This is a genomic window from Micromonospora vinacea (genome assembly GCF_015751785.1).
Taxonomy (GTDB): domain Bacteria; phylum Actinomycetota; class Actinomycetes; order Mycobacteriales; family Micromonosporaceae; genus Micromonospora; species Micromonospora vinacea.
Genome location: NZ_JADOTY010000001.1, coordinates 3,146,300 through 3,163,056 on the forward strand (window position 1 = coordinate 3,146,300; position 16,757 = coordinate 3,163,056).

12 protein-coding genes are annotated in these 16,757 nt (G+C 69.0%); 10 read left to right on the plus strand and 2 right to left on the minus strand.

The window, feature by feature from the left end; translation table 11 throughout:
- Nucleotides 1-353: 353 nt before the first annotated feature.
- From IW249_RS15100 to IW249_RS15125, 6 genes are read left to right on the plus strand one after another with little or no spacing between them, the layout of a single operon-like run.
- Nucleotides 354-1,751, plus strand: a complete 1,398-nt coding sequence (locus tag IW249_RS15100) for an O-antigen ligase family protein (RefSeq protein ID WP_196921346.1) — start codon at nucleotides 354-356, stop codon at nucleotides 1,749-1,751.
- The gene (locus IW249_RS15105) at nucleotides 1,738-3,177 is read left to right on the plus strand and encodes an MATE family efflux transporter (RefSeq protein ID WP_196921347.1); all 1,440 of its coding nucleotides are present in this window, start codon (nucleotides 1,738-1,740) and stop codon (nucleotides 3,175-3,177) included. The genes IW249_RS15100 and IW249_RS15105 overlap by 14 nt, the downstream gene beginning before the upstream one ends.
- A complete protein-coding gene (locus IW249_RS15110) occupies nucleotides 3,174-4,283 on the plus strand; it encodes a polysaccharide pyruvyl transferase family protein (RefSeq protein ID WP_196921348.1) in 1,110 nt (369 codons plus the stop codon). Before IW249_RS15105 ends, IW249_RS15110 begins: the two co-directional genes overlap by 4 nt.
- Nucleotides 4,283-5,434, plus strand: a complete 1,152-nt coding sequence (locus tag IW249_RS15115) for a glycosyltransferase (protein ID WP_196921349.1) — start codon at nucleotides 4,283-4,285, stop codon at nucleotides 5,432-5,434. The genes IW249_RS15110 and IW249_RS15115 overlap by 1 nt, the downstream gene beginning before the upstream one ends.
- A complete protein-coding gene (locus IW249_RS15120; RefSeq protein ID WP_196921350.1) occupies nucleotides 5,431-6,261 on the plus strand; it encodes a glycosyltransferase family 2 protein in 831 nt (276 codons plus the stop codon). Before IW249_RS15115 ends, IW249_RS15120 begins: the two co-directional genes overlap by 4 nt.
- A 53-nt stretch (nucleotides 6,262-6,314) precedes the next feature.
- Nucleotides 6,315-7,430 (plus strand): glycosyltransferase, encoded by a 1,116-nt coding sequence (locus IW249_RS15125; protein ID WP_196921351.1) that lies wholly within the window; start codon nucleotides 6,315-6,317, stop codon nucleotides 7,428-7,430.
- 97 nt (nucleotides 7,431-7,527) lie between these two features.
- On the opposite strand, the gene IW249_RS15130 is transcribed toward IW249_RS15125, so the two are convergent.
- Entirely contained in the window at nucleotides 7,528-9,576 is a 2,049-nt protein-coding gene (locus tag IW249_RS15130) for a S8 family serine peptidase (RefSeq protein WP_196921352.1), read from the minus strand.
- A gap of 319 nt (nucleotides 9,577-9,895) precedes the next feature.
- Here IW249_RS15130 and IW249_RS15135 point away from each other — a divergent pair, with 319 nt between their 5' ends.
- The 4 genes from IW249_RS15135 to IW249_RS15150 all read left to right on the plus strand — a co-directional run bounded on the left by IW249_RS15135 (nucleotide 9,896) and on the right by IW249_RS15150 (nucleotide 15,035).
- Entirely contained in the window at nucleotides 9,896-10,780 is an 885-nt protein-coding gene (locus IW249_RS15135; RefSeq protein ID WP_196921353.1) for a GH25 family lysozyme, read from the plus strand.
- A 138-nt stretch (nucleotides 10,781-10,918) separates the two neighbouring features.
- Entirely contained in the window at nucleotides 10,919-12,403 is a 1,485-nt protein-coding gene (locus IW249_RS15140) for a glycosyltransferase family 39 protein (protein ID WP_196921354.1), read from the plus strand.
- A gap of 99 nt (nucleotides 12,404-12,502) precedes the next feature.
- Nucleotides 12,503-13,771 (plus strand): DUF1800 domain-containing protein, encoded by a 1,269-nt coding sequence (locus IW249_RS15145; RefSeq protein WP_196921355.1) that lies wholly within the window; start codon nucleotides 12,503-12,505, stop codon nucleotides 13,769-13,771.
- 1 nt (nucleotide 13,772) lies between these two features.
- Nucleotides 13,773-15,035 (plus strand): DUF1501 domain-containing protein, encoded by a 1,263-nt coding sequence (locus IW249_RS15150; RefSeq protein WP_196921356.1) that lies wholly within the window; start codon nucleotides 13,773-13,775, stop codon nucleotides 15,033-15,035.
- A gap of 31 nt (nucleotides 15,036-15,066) precedes the next feature.
- Here the strand turns inward: IW249_RS15150 and IW249_RS15155 are convergent, their stop codons facing one another.
- Entirely contained in the window at nucleotides 15,067-16,497 is a 1,431-nt protein-coding gene (locus tag IW249_RS15155; RefSeq protein ID WP_196921357.1) for a sugar transferase, read from the minus strand.
- Nucleotides 16,498-16,757 lie beyond the last annotated feature (260 nt).

Genomic DNA, 16,757 nt, shown 5'->3' on the forward strand with positions numbered 1-16,757 from the left:
GTTGGCGATATGCGCCGCAAATGACAAAAAGGGGAATTGGAGCACCTTGACCGCCCCGTTCTATTACGCCCGCCGCAGTCGACCGTGGAGGACAGTCGTGTCACACAGCGGCCCGGGACCGCTGGTTGGTCGCTCACACGCCCCTCTATGATGAGCCCGCGAAGCACAGCTTCGGCCGAGCCGATTGTCATCGGTTCTGGAATCCGAGCTCACTGACCTGGCTTCAAGGCGTGAGCTAAACCCCCGCACGACCAGCGCAGCCCTGGCAGTGACTGGCCGACCAACGCTGACTCGGAGATGCCATGTTCCCCGGCACAGGCGGTGGTCATCCCCAGGATGATCCAAGCCATGCCGTGACGACACGGCTCAACCCCAGCGAGGTGCTGGCCCAGCGGAACGTCGACCCGGCTGTGGTACCCGCCGACGCGGCGTCCGGGCCGCACTCGTCGGGCCGCCATCGAGGCCCGAGCGTCATCACGCAGCTGACCTCGGCCGGGCGGGCGCTCGTCGAGGGCCTGCGATCCGATCCGGATCAACGCATCGTCGCCGTGCTGGCAGTGCTCGTGGCGTCACTCGGTCTGGCGCCGATTGCCCTCGCCCCGTCCGAGGTGGTGATCTACAGCGGCGTCGCCACCGGCACGCCGATGCTGTACACGTACACGATCGCCATCGTGGCTGCCGTGGTCGTGATCGGGATCCAGACGCGGCGCCAACTGGCCCGTGCCTTCTTCCCGTGGGTGCCGTTCCTCGGCTGGATGCTCCTGTTCGCCGTGCTCGCCTGGGACTCGTCCCTGCGCACCGTGAGCGGCCTGGTGCACTTCAGCCTGGTGACGATCGTGTTCGCCATCGGGGCCACCGCCGAACGAGCCGACCGGCGGAACTCCTTCCTGCTCTGGGCCTTCGCGGCGGTGGCGTGGTTGCAGCTCTTCGCGATCATGATGGCGGTCATCGGCTTTCCGCTGCGCCGCATCGCCGGCCAACAGGCGCTCGACGTGCTCGGCCGCGCCACCGGCCTGACCAGCCATCCGGGCGAGCTGGCGAAGCTGCTGTTCTTCTGCGGGATGTGCGCGTTGACCCTGCCGCAGAAGACGGTGCGGCAACGCTGGGTGGCCTGGACCACGCTCGGCGCCGTCTTCCTCGGCGTCTCCCTCACCCAGAGCCGCTCGGTCCTCGCCGCAGTCGTCTCCATGATCCTCATCCTGGTGGTGCTCGAGTTCGTGACTGGGCGCTGGCAGAAGAAGTACTTCGTCGTCCTCGGGATCACCGGCCTGCTCGGCCTGGTGTCGGTGCCGTGGCTGATCGAGCGGTTCACGGCCGACCCCGAGGGTGGCGACCGTGGGCACCTGCTCCAGGTCGCCTTCGACGTGATCCGGGAGCACCCGTGGGCCGGGGTGGGCCCCAACAGCTACGTCGCCATCGCCGGCGCCTCCGATCCCCTCACCGCCAGCGGCGTGCCCGTGCACAACGTGCTGTTGCTCAGCGCGGCGGAGCTGGGCATCATCGGCGCACTGCTGCTCTGGCTGCCGTTCGCGATGGCCGCGACGACAGCGATCCACTCCGTGTTCCGGGTGCGGACCGCCGAACTGGCGCCCCGGGTTCTGGTCAGCGCGTTGCCGGGTCTCGTCCTGATCGGCATGACGGGATGGGGACTGATGCAGGGACCGTACTTCCTGATGTTCGCGCTGATCGCCGGCTACTTCTACGCTCGGTCGCGATACGTACGGGTGGCGAGTGGCTATGGTCGCGACTGAGGTCACCACGCCGGAGCGACGGCGACCGTCTCTGACCATCGTGTCGGGGCTGCTGGGCATCTCCACCCTGGCGACCCGGTCCACCACCCTGGTGGTGATGGCGTTCCTGACCAGGGGCGCCGGCACCGAGGCGGTCGGCTTCTACGGTCTCGCCACGCTCATCGCGTCGTTCACCGCCGCTGCCCTCTCCCTCGGCCTGCCGACCTACCTGACCAGGGAAGCCGCCGCGGGAACGGTGTCACCGCCGGTGGTCGCGCGGATCCACTGTGGGCGCTTCGGCGCGTTGATGGTGGCCGCCGCCGTCGCGTACCCCCTGATCGGCGCGGTGCTTCCCCCGGAAGCGCAGTTCGCCTTCTTCCTGATCTTCGTGGCCAGCCTGCTGGAGCAGTGGAACGAGACGGCGTGGGTCCTCATCCGAGGCACTCCCTCGGCCTGGGCCGAGCCGCTCACGAACGTGTCCGCCGGTCTCCTGCTGGTCGGCGCCTGCGCGGTCGACGTGTGGCTGCTGGACGGGCTCACCCTGGGCGACGCTGCCGTCTACATGTCGATCGCGGCCGTCCTCCGGTCCGCTGCCGCGTTCCTCATCGTGCGCATCCTGCCGGCGCTGCGTGACTCCCGGGGTATCCGCGCGGTCCAGCACGTCCGGCAGGCCCTGCCGTACTTCGCCGCCGACCTGTTCGGTCTCTTCTACTTCCGCGGCGACGTGTTCGTCCTCGCGTTCTTCGTCGCCGCCGCGGAAGTCGGCGAATACGTGTCGGCGGCGGCGATCGTCGGACCGGTGGTCCAGGTCGCGGCGTCCATGGGCGTCGGGGCGCTCGCCTACGCCGCGCCGCGCCGCGCGTCCGGGGCCGCCCAGTCGAACGATCCGCTCACGATCTTCCGGTTCTTCGGGCTCGCGGGCCAGGCCGCCGCCGGCGTCATGTTCATCGGAATCCCGATCGGCACCGCTGTGCTGTTCGGTGACCACGCCGGCAACATTCCGACGCTGGCCATGGTGCTGACCTTCTTCCTCGTTCTCCGATTCGGCAACTTCGGCCTGTCCGCCATTCTGCTCTCCCAGGGCCGCGCCTCCAGCCGGCTGATCGTGCTGGCGTTGAGCATCTGCGGCAGCGTCGGGCTGAATGTCGCACTCGACGGAACGTACGGCGCCTTTGGGTCCGCTACGGCGATGGTGCTGAACGAGCTGGTCGTGGCAGGGTCACTGCTCTGGTTCCTGCGGATTAAGGAACTGGTACGTCCGGTCGTGATCTCGGTCGTGGTCGTGGCGGCGGCGGTCGGTGCGCTCGCCGTACTGCTGGCCGTCCTGGAACCCGCCCTGGCGTCCTTCATCCTGGGCGGCGTCATTCTCGTTCTGGCTACCGCCAAATTGTTGGCTCAACGGAGGGCCGCAGGTCACCTGCAGGCCGCGACGACGGAGGACATGTGAGGGTCGGAATAGTCGGGTGGTTCGGATCGGACAATCTCGGAGACGAGATCCTCCTCCACTCGCTCATTACCTGCGTCCGCGCGGTCAAGGAGAACGCGACGTTCGTGGTCTTCTGCCCCAACCCGGACCGGGTCGCCGAACTGCACGGCGTGGACACGGAGAACATGCCCGTGCTGCGGGCTCGTGGCGCCTCCGAGCGTCAGGTCGCGGTCCAACGGTCGATCAAGTCGTGTGACCTGCTGCTCCTCGGCCCCGGAACGGTCTTCCAGGAGCGTTCGCCCAACCTGTCCTGGCCCGGCACCCTGCCGATGTTCGCCCGGATCATCGCGATGGCCAAGATTGCCGGGACGCCCGTCGCCACTGTCGGCGTCGGCGTCCGCGAGGGCGGAACGCCGTTCGGTCGCCAGTTGCTCCGGGTCATCGGCGCCGCGTGTGTCGGCGTCGGAGTGCGCGACGAGCGGACCGCGTCGCACTTCGGCTCCAGCGCCGAGGTCATCGGCGACATGGCGTACACCCTGCCGCTGCCCGACCTGGAGCGGGTCGGCCCCGGTCGGCGCTTCGCGCTGTCGATGCGGCCGCTCGCACCCGAGTTGGAGGGCCCGCTGCTGGCGGCGACCTCCGGGTGTGCCGCCCGGCTGCGGCAGGAGGGATGGTCGGGCACCTTCCTTCCGATGGCCTTCGGCCGGGGAGCGCACGGCGAGGACGACCGGGTCATCTACGAGCGGGCCTTCCGTGACCTGCTGGCCCTGGACCCGACCCCGTTGGACGGCAGTCAGCCGCTCGCCGGGGCGCTCCGTACCTGGTTGCAGGCGCTCTCGACGAATCAGCTCGTCCTCGGCACCCGCCTGCACGCGGCCCTCCTGGCCGTGGCGATCGGCGTTCCCACCGTGGCCATCGCCTACGAACGGAAGGTCCAGGACGCCTTCGTCGATCTGGGGCTCAGCGAGTACGTGGTGCCGCCGGACGTCGACGCCGACACCCTCTACCGGAAGGCCACCCAGGCCGCGGCGGCGACCGAGGAGTTCCGGCAGGCCGCCGGCCGGGTCGCCGCCCAGGGCCGCGTCGCGCAGGGATTCGTCACGACGCTGTTGAAGCGGCTGGACTGATGCGCGTCCTGCTGCTCACCCCATTCGCGCCCAACGGCCAGCACAACCATGCCGCGGCCGACACGATCGTGCAGCTCACGCCGCGGCTGGCCGAGCAGGTCGACCTCTTCGTGTACTCACCGGGAACCACCGCGGCGTCCGAGCGGGACGACCTGAAGTACACGTTGCTGCCGTCCAACGTCGTCGCGCGCCCGAGCCACCTGGACCGTCTCCGGGTCGAACCAGCTTGGCTGCGCCAGGCGTGGCCACGGGAGGCGACCCAGGAGGCTGCCGAGCTGATCCGCCGGATCCAGCCCGACGTGGTGCACGCGGAGTACCTGCAGTCCGCCGAGGTCGTCGGGCTCAGCCGGGCCTCGGTGCTGGGCCTGCACGACATCACCGAGAAGGTCATGCTGGAGTCGTACCGGGCGTCGTCCGGCCTGGAACGGCCGTACCGCCTCGCCGAGCTGGTGCGCACGCGCCGCTTCGAGCGGGCGGCGATCCGGCAGGCGGCGGCCGTCATCACCCTGTCCGACGCCGACTTCGCGGTGGCCAGGGAGTACAACCCCAACACCGTCCTCGCCCGGCCGGGCATCCACGTGGGGGAGCGGTCCTGGTCGCCGCCGCCGGTGACCGGCCGACCGCGGCTGGTGTTCGCCGGGGCGATGTGGCGGCGGGCGAACGTCCTCGTCGCCGAGCTTCTCGCCCGCGAGGTGATGCCGATCGTGTGGCAGAGCCTGCCGGACGCCGAGCTCAGGATCGTCGGAGCGGATCCCACCCCCGACGTGATCGGTCTCGGCGAGAACGACAGCCGGGTGGTGGTGACCGGTGCGGTGCCCGACTTCCAGTCGGAGATGCTCGGCGCCCACGCCGTTGTCGTGCCGTCGATCGTGGGTGGCGGCGTGCTGATGAAGGTGGCACACGCCATGGCCCTCGGCTGTCCCGTCATCACGTCCAGCGGCCCGGCCGAATCGGTCCGGGGCGACGACTCGATGCTGTTCGTCGCGTCCACGGCGGACGAGATCGCGGCGGCCGTCCGGACCGCCGTCGAATCACCGGAGGACGCCGCCCAGCGCGGTCGGCGTGCCCGCGCACACATCGAGCGGACGTTCCGGTGGGACGACACGGTCCGCTCGTACCTCGACGCCTACGCGATTGCGGGTCGACAGTGAAGATCGCAGCCATCATCGTCTCCTACAACTCGGCCAAGGAGCTTCCCCTCAGCCTGGGCTGCCTGGGTGCCCTGCCGATCGACCACGTGGTGGTCGTGGACAACTCCTCCACCGACGACAGCGTCGAGGTCGCGAAGTCCTTCGGCTACCAGGTCATCTCGCTGCCGAACGTCGGATTCGGCAAGGCCATCAACGCCGCCGCGGAGACCGTTCCCGACGCTGACGCCTACTTCCTGCTCAACCCCGACTGCCACATCACCGCCGAGTCCTTCGCGCACCTCGCCGAGGCGCTGCGGGCCGACCCGAAGCGGGGGGTGGTCGCACCGCTGATGCGTTACCCCGACGGGCGCTTCGGCATCTCGGCCGGGCCGGCGCCGAGCATGGCGAAGGAGTGGCTGGCCGCCCTCCGGGTCGACGACCTCGTGCCCAGCGGTCTGAAGCGGTCGCTGGCGCGGGTGGGGCCGTTGCGGAAGAAGATCAAGATGCTCGAGTATCTCGACGTCGAGCCGACCGGTCAGGTGCGCGAAGCCGCGTGGGTGTCGGGCTTCTGCATGCTCGTCCGCGGCGATGCCTTCCGGGCCATCGGCGGTTTCGATCGCGACTTCTTCCTCTACTTCGAGGACGTCGACCTCTGCACCCGGCTCTCCGCCGCTGGCTGGGGTGTCGTGTCGGTGGGGACGAGCGTCGCCGAGCACAAGGAGAGCACCAGCACCGCTGCGGTCGGCAAGAACAACCTGTACCGGGCCGGCATGCAGGTCTATTTCGCGAAGCACGGCACGCGAGCCCAGCGACTCCTCGCGTCCGCCCTAAGGAGGCTGCCGATTTGAAGATTTTGTTCGTAGCGCCCTGGATCCCGGCATCGGTTCGTCCACGAAGCCTGGTGATCCTGGAGATGCTCGCCGCCGAGCACGATGTCCGCTTCCTCGCGCTGACGCACGATGACAAGGAGGTGCAGCTGGCCGAGCAACTGCCGGTCAAGGATCGGACGCTCGTCGCCAACCCGTTCGCGGGTTCCATGCTGCGCTCCGCACGTGCGCTCGGTACCGGTGTCTCCCTGCAGACGGGGTACGCGAGCCCGAAGGCGCTCACCGACGCCCTGCGGCAGCAGTTGGACGAGTTCCAACCGGACGTGGTGCACCTCAACGTCTTCCGCACCGTCCACCTGGTCGAGGCCTGCGGTGACACGCCGGTCATCGTCGACCTGGACGAGTTCCGCAGCGAGTACTACGAGCAGTTGGCCTCCCACGGGCCCAACCTCGCCTGGCGGGCGTTGGGCCGGGTCGAGGGGAGCCGGATGCGGGCGCGGGAGGACGAGCTGGTCCGCAAGGGGGTGCCGCTGATGCTCTCGGCGCCGTCCCTGCCCGGCCAGGAGCGGCCCAACACCTACCTGGTCCGCAGCCCCTGCGACTTCTCCGTGCAGCGGCAGCAGGGCCCGATCGCACCGACAGTGTTGTTCGTCGGTCGGCTCAGCTACGAGGCGAACGTCAACGGCCTCATGTGGTTCGTGCGCGAGTGCTGGCAGGGTATTCGCGACGCGGTCCCGGACGCCCGGCTGCGGATCGTCGGCACGGACCCGCCGAAGGCGGTCCAGGCGCTGGTCGGGAACGGCATCGAGCTGCACGCCAACGCGCCAGCGGTCGAGCCCTACTACTCGGACGCTGCGGTCGCCATCGCGCCGATCTTCCGGGGTACCGGGGTGCAGCTGAAGCTCATCCAGGCGATGTCCGCCGGGGTGCCGAGCGTGACGACCAGCATGGTGGCCGACCGCGCCGGTGTGCAGGACGGCGTGCACGTCAGCGTCGCCGACGACAGCGCCGGTTGGATCGCGAAGGTCGCGGCGCTGTTGTCCTCGCCGGAGACCGCCGAGCGGATGGCCGTCAACGGGCGGGAATGGGTCGTGGCGCACCACAGTTCGGCGGCGGTCCGCCAGCAGCTCCAGGCGGCCTACGCCTCGCTCCCCAGGCGATCAGGGGTGGACGCCGGACCCGGCCGCTGAGCCGAGCCAGGGAATGCAGAAGGGGCCGCCGAGACGGATGTCTCGGCGGCCCCTTCCGGGTCTGTCGCGTCAGGACGCGACGGTCAGGCGCTGGTGCTTAGCCCACGGTCTGAACGACGTGGGTGAAGTCCGTCGCCGTGGTCCACGCCCCAGACTCGGGGTCGAAGCTGGCGATCAGCGGCGAGGTGGTGCTCGGTGCCACCACGAAGTTGTAACTGGTCTGCGACTGCAGCCCCATGGTGCCATCGCCCCAGTGATAGAGCCAGAACGACTGCGGCGTGCCGAGCGTGGTGGAGTTGGCGATCAACGCGGTCGGGTTGCCGCTGCCGTTGACCGCGCTGGTGACGTAGCGCCAGTTGACGTGGGCCCGCAGCGCGACGGCGTCATCTCCGAGGTCGAGCATGTCGAACTTCTGTGGGTTGCCGACCGTGGTGCCGTTGGCGATCACCGGCGACGTGGCGCCCGGCGCGGTCACGATCCGGCTGTTCTTCACCGAGTTCAGGACGACGACAGCCGCCGGCGACGCCCAGATGAACTTCTCCGCTCCACCGATCGCGGTGGCGCTCGCGACGAGCGGCAGGTTGCCGCCCGACGGTGCGGTGACGTACTTGCCGTTGATCTTGGCGATCAGGGTTGTCGTGCCGTCGCCGTTCATCACCACCTGGAATCGCTCCGCGTCGGTGATGGTGCTGGCGTTGGCGATCAATGAGCCGGCGCCACCGGAGGTGGCGCTGACGTACTTGCCGTTTGCCCAGGACCCGAAGGCGATGTAGCCGGTCCCGGCGCTCACGATGGTGAACTTCTCCAGGTCGCCGATCTGAGCCGGAGGCTGGCTGGCGGTCAGCGGCTGGTTGCCGCCCGACCCCACCGAGACGGTCTTACCGTTGGCCAGGGAACGCAGGCCGGTGACCTGCGGCACCGCAGTGGTGCCGATGCGCAGCATCACGTCGCTCGTACCGGTGTACGCCGTGTTGCGGACGACCCGGCGGGTGCCGCCGTAGACGAGATTGTTACGCACCTGCAGGGGCGTCCAGGTCGGGTTCGCCGACAGCGCGAGCGCGGCGGCGCCCGCGACGTGCGGGCTCGCCATCGAGGTGCCGCTGTACTTGTCGGTTGCCGTGTCGCTGCTGGCCACCGACGACGGGATGTTGTGGCCCGGCGCGTGGATGTCCACGCACTGGCCGTAGTTGGAGAAGAACGCCCGGAAGTCGACCTCGTCGGTCGCTCCCACAGTGATCGCCGAGGCCGCCCGGGCGGGTGACTGGAGGCAGGCGTCCTCGTTGTCGTTGCCAGCGGCGACGGAGTACGACACGCCGGAGGCGATGGAGGCCTCCACCGCGGCGTCGATCGTGGCGTTGGCGGCGCCGCCGAGGCTCATGTTGGCGACGGCCGGCTTCACCGCGTTGGCGGTGACCCAGTCGATGCCGGCCAGCACACCGGCGTAGCTGCCGTTGCCCTCGCAGTCGAGCACCCGCACGCCAACCAGCTTGACGGCCTTGGCCACACCGTAGTTGGTGCCGCCGATGGTGCCGGCGACGTGCGTGCCGTGCCCGTTGCAGTCGTTCGCGACCGTGTCGTTGTCGACGAAGTCGTACCCGTTGCTGGCCCGCCCACCGAACTCCTGGTGGCTGATGCGGATGCCGGTGTCGATGACGTAGGCGTGCACGTTGCTCGCCGTGTTCGGGTAGGTGTAGCGCTTGTTCAACGGCGCGAAGATCTGGTCCAGGCGGTCCAGGCCCCACGACGGCGTGTTGAGCTGGGTGTCGCTCTTCGACATCTTGCGGTTCTGCTCCACGTACGCGACCGAGGAGCTGGCGGCCAGCTTCTTGGCCTGCGCCTCGTTCATCCGGGCGGCGAAGCCCCGGATCGTTCGGCTGTACGTGTGGGAGACGGCGCCGCCGTACTGCCTGGTGAGAGCCTTGGCGCTGGCGCCGACTTCGGCCGGGTCGGCCTTGGTGTCCTTCAGGACCACGATGTAGCTGTCCTTGATGGCACCCTTGTCGGCGGACTTGAGGGCCCGCGGCAGCTTCTGCCCGTCCGACGGCGCGGCGTACGCGGCACCGCCACTGGAGATCGTTGCGGCTGCGACTACGGCGAGGGCGAGCCCTGCCGTGACCGAGCGACCAGCTCGGCGAAGTTGGAACACGTGAGACTCCCCGTGGGGTCAGCGTCCAGAACGGACGCACTTGAAGGTCCCCGCCTTTCGGCAGAGACGCAGCCCATCCTCGTTGACCCGTGCCATCGATGGCTCAGCCGTTCGGACTGATTGATGGTGAACGCATCGGCGGGCTGATGCGCCGGATCGATTCCATTCACTTCTGCGGAGCGGGGCAGCGCGAAGCGGCCTCAACTGCGTAAAGTGCGACAGTACTTTCGCACCGGTTCATCCGCCGGTCCGCGCGATGTCGACGTTCGCTGACGAACCGCGAGACGTCGGCTCCTGAGCAAGGAGATTCGGGACACTCATGTCACGGAAATGGATTCCGGTGCTGGTCGCCTCGACGCTGGCGGTCAACCTGCTCGGCACCCCGCCGGCGGCGGGCGCGGCGACCTCCCCCGACGGTGGTGGTCGGGCCATCGCCGGCGGCACTCCGGCAGTCCGGCAGAGCGCGGTGTCCGCGCTGGCCAGCCCGCCTGCCGGCTACACGATCCAGGGCATCGACGTGTCCAGCCACGACCACAACCTCGGGCCGATCAACTGGGCCGGGGTGGTGGCCGAGGGAAACAAGTTCGTCTACATCAAGGCCACCGAGGGAAACGACTACCTCAATCCGTTCTTCAACGGTGACTACACAGCGGCGAAGGCGGCGGGTCTCTTCGTCGGCGCCTACCACTTCGCCCGCCCGGACGGGCGCGACCCGGTGGGTGAGGCCAACTACTTCATCGACAACATGCGGTGGGCGAAGGACTCCCGCACGCTGGTGCCGATGCTCGACTTCGAGTGGCCGTACTGGGCCGGCGCCCCGACCTGCTACGGGCTGACCCCGGCGGAGTTGACCAACTGGGTGCGGGTGTTCACCGACCAGGTCAAGGCCCGTATCGGTCGACCGATGATGATCTACACGAACACCAACTTCTGGAACCCGTGCACCAACAGCGACGCCTCCTTCGGCGGTCTCCTGTTGGACATCGCCGGCTACACCACGAGCCGGCCTCCGCTGCCCGCCGGCTGGGCCACCGAGACCATCTGGCAGTACGCGCCCGGCGATCCGTCCCAGCCCGGCAACTACAGCAAGAACGTCCTCAAGGGCGACTACGCGAGCCTGACCCGGCTCACCAGCCCCGAGGTCAGTATCGCGCCTCCCGGCCCACGGATGCCTCGCCGGCCGATCGCGCCGAAGCTTCGTTGATCGGCGCGACAACGGTCCGGAACGTCGCCACCAATTCATTACCCCGACACTTTGCCGTCGGGCAATTGCGAGCCTGCGCCGGCGGGTCCGACCAGCCTGTCCGCTAGTCTCCACGCAACATCAGGGGTGGGAGAATTGGTGCGCGCCGGAAAGAACGAGGTGGCTCCCTTCAGCATCGGTTTTGCCGTGATGCTGGTGGTTGCCGGTTATTCGTTGACAAGTGTTCCGCTCGACTGGGACGAGGGCGCGACGCTTTCCGCGGCGACCCGGTCGTTCGGCGAGCTGCTCGAGCTGGCCAGCTACAAGGACGCGGTCATCACGCCCTTCTACCTGGTGCTCCACGTGCTGGTCACGGTCTTCGGCGAGTCCGATGTGGTCCTGCGCCTGCCCTCGCTCCTGGCGATGGCCCTCGGCGCCGGCGTGACCGCCGAGATCGGTCGGCGGGTGGCCGGGCCGGCCGCCGGAATCCTGGCCGGCATCATCTGCTCGGCGATCCCCAGCCTGGTGTTCTTCGCCCACACGGCCCGGCCGTACGCGTTCGCCTTCCTCTTCGCGACGCTCTCGTCCCTGCTGCTGCTCACTGCCGTGGCGTCGCCCTCCCGGTGGCGGTGGGCGGGGTACGGGCTCTGTCTGGCGCTCACCGGGGTCTTCCACCTGGTCGCGCTCTCCGTGCTGGCCGCACACGCGGTGATCCTGGCGCTGGCGTGGTGGCCGGAGCGGGATCGCCGGCTGTGGCGGGCGGTTCCGGCGATAGCCGCCGCTCTGGTGGTCGTGTCACCGCTCATTTGGCTGGGCCGCAGCCAGCGGTACTCCCAGCTGCACTGGGTGCAGACACCGACCTGGAAGACGGTCGGCGCGCTGCCCGGTGACGTCGCCTTCAGTCCGGTGGTGGGTTACCTGCTGGTGCTGCTCGCCGCCGCTGCCTACTTCGCCGTGCCGACCCGCCGGTACGTCGAGCTGGTCGTCCTCAGCACGGTGCCGGTCGTGGTGGTCATCGGGGCTTCGCTGATCGCACCGGTGTGGGTGCCGCGGTACGGCATCTTCCTGCTCGCGCCGGTTGCGGTGCTGGCGGCCGCGACCGTCACCACCTCGCGCCTGCGTGCGGTGGCCGTGCTGCCGTGGGTCGTCCGCGCGGTGGCGGTCGTGGCAGCGCTGGTGCTCCTCTCCCTGCCGGTGCAGAAGTCGGTGCGGCAGACGCACGACGCGCCGGACACCCGCGGCATGGCCGCCGCCATCCACGACAACGTTGCCAGCGGTGATGTCGTCGTCTACACCGACTTCGCCTGGTCGATGCGGCCGACGCTCACCCACTACCTGAGCCAGCTGGACTGGGCGCCGGCGGTCCAGCCGCCGGACATCCTGATGAAGCAGACGGCGGCCAGCAACGGGACGCTGGAGGCGACCGAGTTCATCGACATTCAGGGCAGGCTGGCCAAGGCCGACCGCATCTGGCTCATCGGTCCGGCCGCTGGTGTCTACGGGGCGGCAGAGGACCCCCTCTCCGCCCCCGGTTGGAAGATCAAGTACATCCGGCAGCACTACGAGGTGCGGCAGACCTACACGTTCGAGACCGGTCGAGCGGTGCTGCTCGGGGCGCGCGGCGGGTCGACCGTCACCCAGTAGGGCCGGCCCTCACCCACGCCGGCTCGGGCTCCGCGAGGTATGGGTGGAAATCAGACCCGTGGCTCGACCGTGTCATCGACGTCGCATACATTTGTTGCCATGGCCGACGATCTCGCGTTGCTACTGCGCCGCGCCGGTTTCGGCCCCACCGCCGCTGAGTTGGCCGCGGCGAAGAAGGCAGGGTACGAAGCGACACTCGCCGCGCTCACGGCGCCGACAGCGCCGGACGTGGGAGCCTCGCTGGCCCCCGTGCCCGTTCTGGGCCCGGATCCCTTCTTCAGGCTGTCGAACCCGACCGCCGCGCAGCGCGCCAAGGCGAGCGAGGAGCGTTGGGAGCAGACGCAGCGGATCACCCAGTGGTGGCTGGACCGCCTCACGGTGGCCGATCACCAGACCCGCGAGAAGCTGTGGTTCTTCTGGCACGGACACTGGGCCACCTCGGTGCGGAAGGTGATGCGGCCACAACTGATGCTGTTGCAGCACCGGAATCTGCGCAGCTCGCTCGACTTCGCCGTGATGGCGCACAAGATGATCACGGACCCGGCCCTCGTCTTCTGGCTCGACGGCGAATCCAACACACGGACCGCCCCCAACGAGAACCTCGGCCGCGAGTTGATGGAACTCTTCATGCTCGGCATCGGCCGGTACTCCGAACGGGACGTGAAGGCCGCGGGTCGTGCGCTGACCGGCTGGCGGATCGATTACGACGGCGCCCGCACTTACTTCAGCCCCGCCTGGCACGACAACGGGGCGAAGACGATTCTCGGCGAGACGAAGAACTTCAACGCCCACTCGCTCGTCGACTTCCTGCTCAAGCAGGACCGGTGCGCCGCCTATATCGCCGAGCGGCTGTGGTTCCGCTACGCCTCGTCGAGCGACCCGATTCCGAAGTCCACCCGGGACGCCATGGTGGCCGTCTTTCCCAACTCGATGTCGATGCTGCGGAAACTCTTCGAGGATGAGGCGTTCCGCGCCACCGCCGGCAAGCTGGTGAAGCAGCCGACCGAGTGGTTCGTCGGCGCGATGCGGCATCTGGGGCTGCGGCCAGGGGAACTGTCCGACGAGATGTCGACATACGTCCTCAATGGTCTCGAGCGGTTGGGCCAGCTGCCGTTCGCGCCTCCCAGCGTCGAGGGTTGGCCGGCCGGCGCGGAGTGGCTGACCGTGGGGGCGGCGCAGGCCCGCCTGAACTTCGCAGGTCGGATCGCCCAGTTGGTGCCGGCCCAACGGCTGACCCCGGAGGACGTGGCGCACGTGCTCACCATCGAGACCTGGACCAACAGGACGTACTCGGTCCTGAAGGCCACCACCGACCCGCAGCGGCTGTTGACCCTCGGGTTGGCGAGCCCGGAATACCTGGTGACGTGACATGGATGCAGTGACCCGGCGCAGATTCCTGCTGGCCTCGGGGGTTGCCGGCGGCAGCGCCCTGGTCGCCGGTGCGGCGAAATTGAGCCTGGGAGGTCTGCTGCGGACCGCCAGTGAGGCGTCCGCCAGCGAAGACCACCGAAAAACGTCCAAGCTGGTCATCGTCACGCTCTACGGCGGCAACGACGGCCTCAACACGGTCGTCCCGTACGCAAGCCCGGCCTACTACGCGGCCCGCCCCGAACTGGCCTACGAGCCGGAGCGGGTGCTTCGTCTCGACGACGCGCTGGGGCTGAACCCGATGCTCAAGGGCTTGAGTTCGCTGTGGGGTGAGCAGCGGTTGGCGGTCGTCCTCGGAGCGGGCTACCCGAAACCGGATCGCAGTCACTTCCGCTCCATGGACATCTGGCAGAGCGCGTCGCCCAGCGGTCCGACCAGTTCGGGGTGGGTGGGCCGATGGTTGGACGGCACCAAGGCCGCGCCCGAGGCCGCGGTCAGCTTCGAGCCCATGCTTCCGCCCCTCCTCGCCGGTGAGACCCGTACGGGGGCCTGCGTGAGCGTCGGCGGGCTCAAGCTGCCGCCCGGAGTAACAGCGGACATGGTCGGGGCGCTGGGGCACCGGGAGCCGAACGAGTCGGAGCTGCAGGCGCGGGCCGCGGACGCCTACGCCAACCTCATCAACATCGACAAGCTCATCCAACATGCCGAGGCCGTCAGCGCTCCGCCGGAGGCCACCGTCCAACCCGACAGCCCCGCGACGAGTACGGGTGGGTCGAACGTCCTCTCCGCACAGCTGTCGCGGGTGGCGCAGTGTGTCGAGGCCGGGGTCCCCACCCGGGTGTACTCGGTGAGCCTCGGTGGGTTCGACACGCACGCCTCGGAGCGGGTCGGGCACGAGTTCCTGCTGCGTCAACTCGACCAGGCGCTGGCCAGCTTCGCTCGTCGGCTGTCGGGCACCGAGGCCGGTCGACAGGTCACCACTGTCGTCTACAGCGAGTTCGGCCGGCGGGTCCGGGCGAATGCCTCTGACGGCACCGACCACGGAACCGCCGGCCCTGTTCTCGTGCTGGGTTCCCAGGTCGCCGGCGGGCTCTACGGGGAGCAGCCGAGCCTGACCGACCTGGACGACGGTGACCTCAAGGCGACGACGGACTTCCGAGACGTCATCGGCACCCTGCTGGCCTCGGTGTTGCAGGCCGATCCGGCGCGCTACGTCGGCGGCGGATACCAGCCGAGGATGCTCCCGTTCCTCGTCCGCGACTGACTGTCACGACCGGGCCGGCCGTTGGTGGCCGTCAGCGGCCACCACCGCGGAACACCTCAGCGACAGTCCGGAGCACCACCTTGACGTCGAGCCAGAGCGACCAGTTCTCGATGTAGTAGTTGTCGAACCTCGCCCGGTCGGAGATCGGGGTGTCGCCGCGGAGGCCACTGACCTGCGCGAGCCCGGTGAGGCCGACGGGCACCCGGTGCCGCATCGCGTAGTTCGGGTACTCGGCGGAGAACTTCTCCACGAAGTGCGGCCGCTCCGGTCGGGGCCCGACCACGCTCATCTCACCGCGCACGATGTTCCACAGCTGCGGCAGCTCGTCCAGGGACGTACGGCGCATGAACCGCCCGATCGGGCCGACCCGCCGGTCGTGCGCGATGGACCAGTTGGTCTGCGACTCCTGCTCGTCCACCGGGCGCATCGACCGGAACTTGATGACGTTGAACGGCTTGCCGTACCGGCCGATCCGCTCCTGGTAGAAGAAGATGCCGCGACCGCCGTCGATGAACGTGGCGATGGCGCAGAGCAGCAGCACCGGGCTCAGAAGGATGAGCGCCAGCGTGGCGACGAGGACGTCGGAGGCCCGCTTGATGGCCCAGCGCGGCCCGGACAGGGTCGTGTCGCCGATCTTGGCGATCGGGATGGCACCGATGTGGTCGGGGTATCCGGCCTGGGACCGGGACCCCCACAGCCGCGGCACCACCCAGAGGTCGCAGCGCGAGGTGTTGGGCTGGAGCAGTGTCGCGATCAGGGTGGACTCCGTGCAGTCCGGGTCGGCGATGACCAGGACGTCGCAGTTCAGCAGCCGAACCAGTTGTTCGACGTTGTCGAGGGTGCCGAGCAGCGGGACCGCGCCGGAGTCCTGACGGGACGCCGCGTCGACGCAACCGACGAAGCGCAGACCGTACTGGGGGTAGCGCCGCAGCAGTCGGGCCAGCTCCACGCCGATCGGACCGCTGCCGATGATGATGGCGTTGTGCTCCACCCACCGCCGCCGACGCGCGACGATGGTGAACTTCCGGCTGAGCGCACGACCAGCGATCACCAACGCCGCGGAGAGCGCGACCCCACGCATGAAGCTGGTCACGTACTCCACCGAGGCGTGCCGTTCGGCCGCGATGATGGCCACCACCGCGGCCGAAGCCAGCAGTCGCCCGCAGAGGATCGGCAGTTCGTCGAGGATGCTGACGTGCCGGCGGGCCCGGTAGAGCCCGCCCGCCGCGAAGATCGCCACCGTGAGCGCGGCGTTTGCCAGCGTCCCGCGCCAGTAGTTCTGGGTCAGCAGCAGCGGAGTCAGCAGCGCCACGACATCGACGGGAGCCGTCATCATCCAGGCGCGCAGGAAACGAGTGCCGGTCGAGGCCCTGGAGCTGGCGTAGGGCAGCACCGCTGTCGTGTCGAGACCGGGGACCATCGCCGCCTTGACCGCCGGGTCGGGTCGCTCGACGCGGGGCATGGCGGCGACTGTTGGCGCGTCGTTCGCCGGCTCGTCCCCTGCTGCCGCCCGTTGTGGAGTCGCCTGTAGTGGCGCCGCCTGTTGCTGCGGCACCACAGGTTGCTGCGCGGCCCCCTCAGGCGTGCTCGAATAACTGACCGCCGAATGGCGTGACATGATCGATTCCTCCCCCGTGACTACCCTCGGCCTTACATGTCGCGCCTTCGGGCGATCGCAGGATATGAGCCGCTCAGCTGCGCCGCCAGAGCCGGATGGACAGT

What these genes read in the sequence shown, in the direction of transcription:
- IW249_RS15150 (WP_196921356.1), top strand. Translation starts at nt 13,773, where the DNA reads ATGGATGCAGTGACCCGGCGCAGATTCCTGCTGGCCTCGGGGGTTGCC.
- IW249_RS15155 (WP_196921357.1), bottom strand. Translation starts at nt 16,497, where the DNA reads ATGCCCCGCGTCGAGCGACCCGACCCGGCGGTCAAGGCGGCGATGGTC.
- IW249_RS15145 (WP_196921355.1), top strand. Translation starts at nt 12,503, where the DNA reads ATGGCCGACGATCTCGCGTTGCTACTGCGCCGCGCCGGTTTCGGCCCC.
- IW249_RS15135 (WP_196921353.1), top strand. Translation starts at nt 9,896, where the DNA reads ATGTCACGGAAATGGATTCCGGTGCTGGTCGCCTCGACGCTGGCGGTC.
- IW249_RS15115 (WP_196921349.1), top strand. Translation starts at nt 4,283, where the DNA reads ATGCGCGTCCTGCTGCTCACCCCATTCGCGCCCAACGGCCAGCACAAC.
- IW249_RS15105 (WP_196921347.1), top strand. Translation starts at nt 1,738, where the DNA reads ATGGTCGCGACTGAGGTCACCACGCCGGAGCGACGGCGACCGTCTCTG.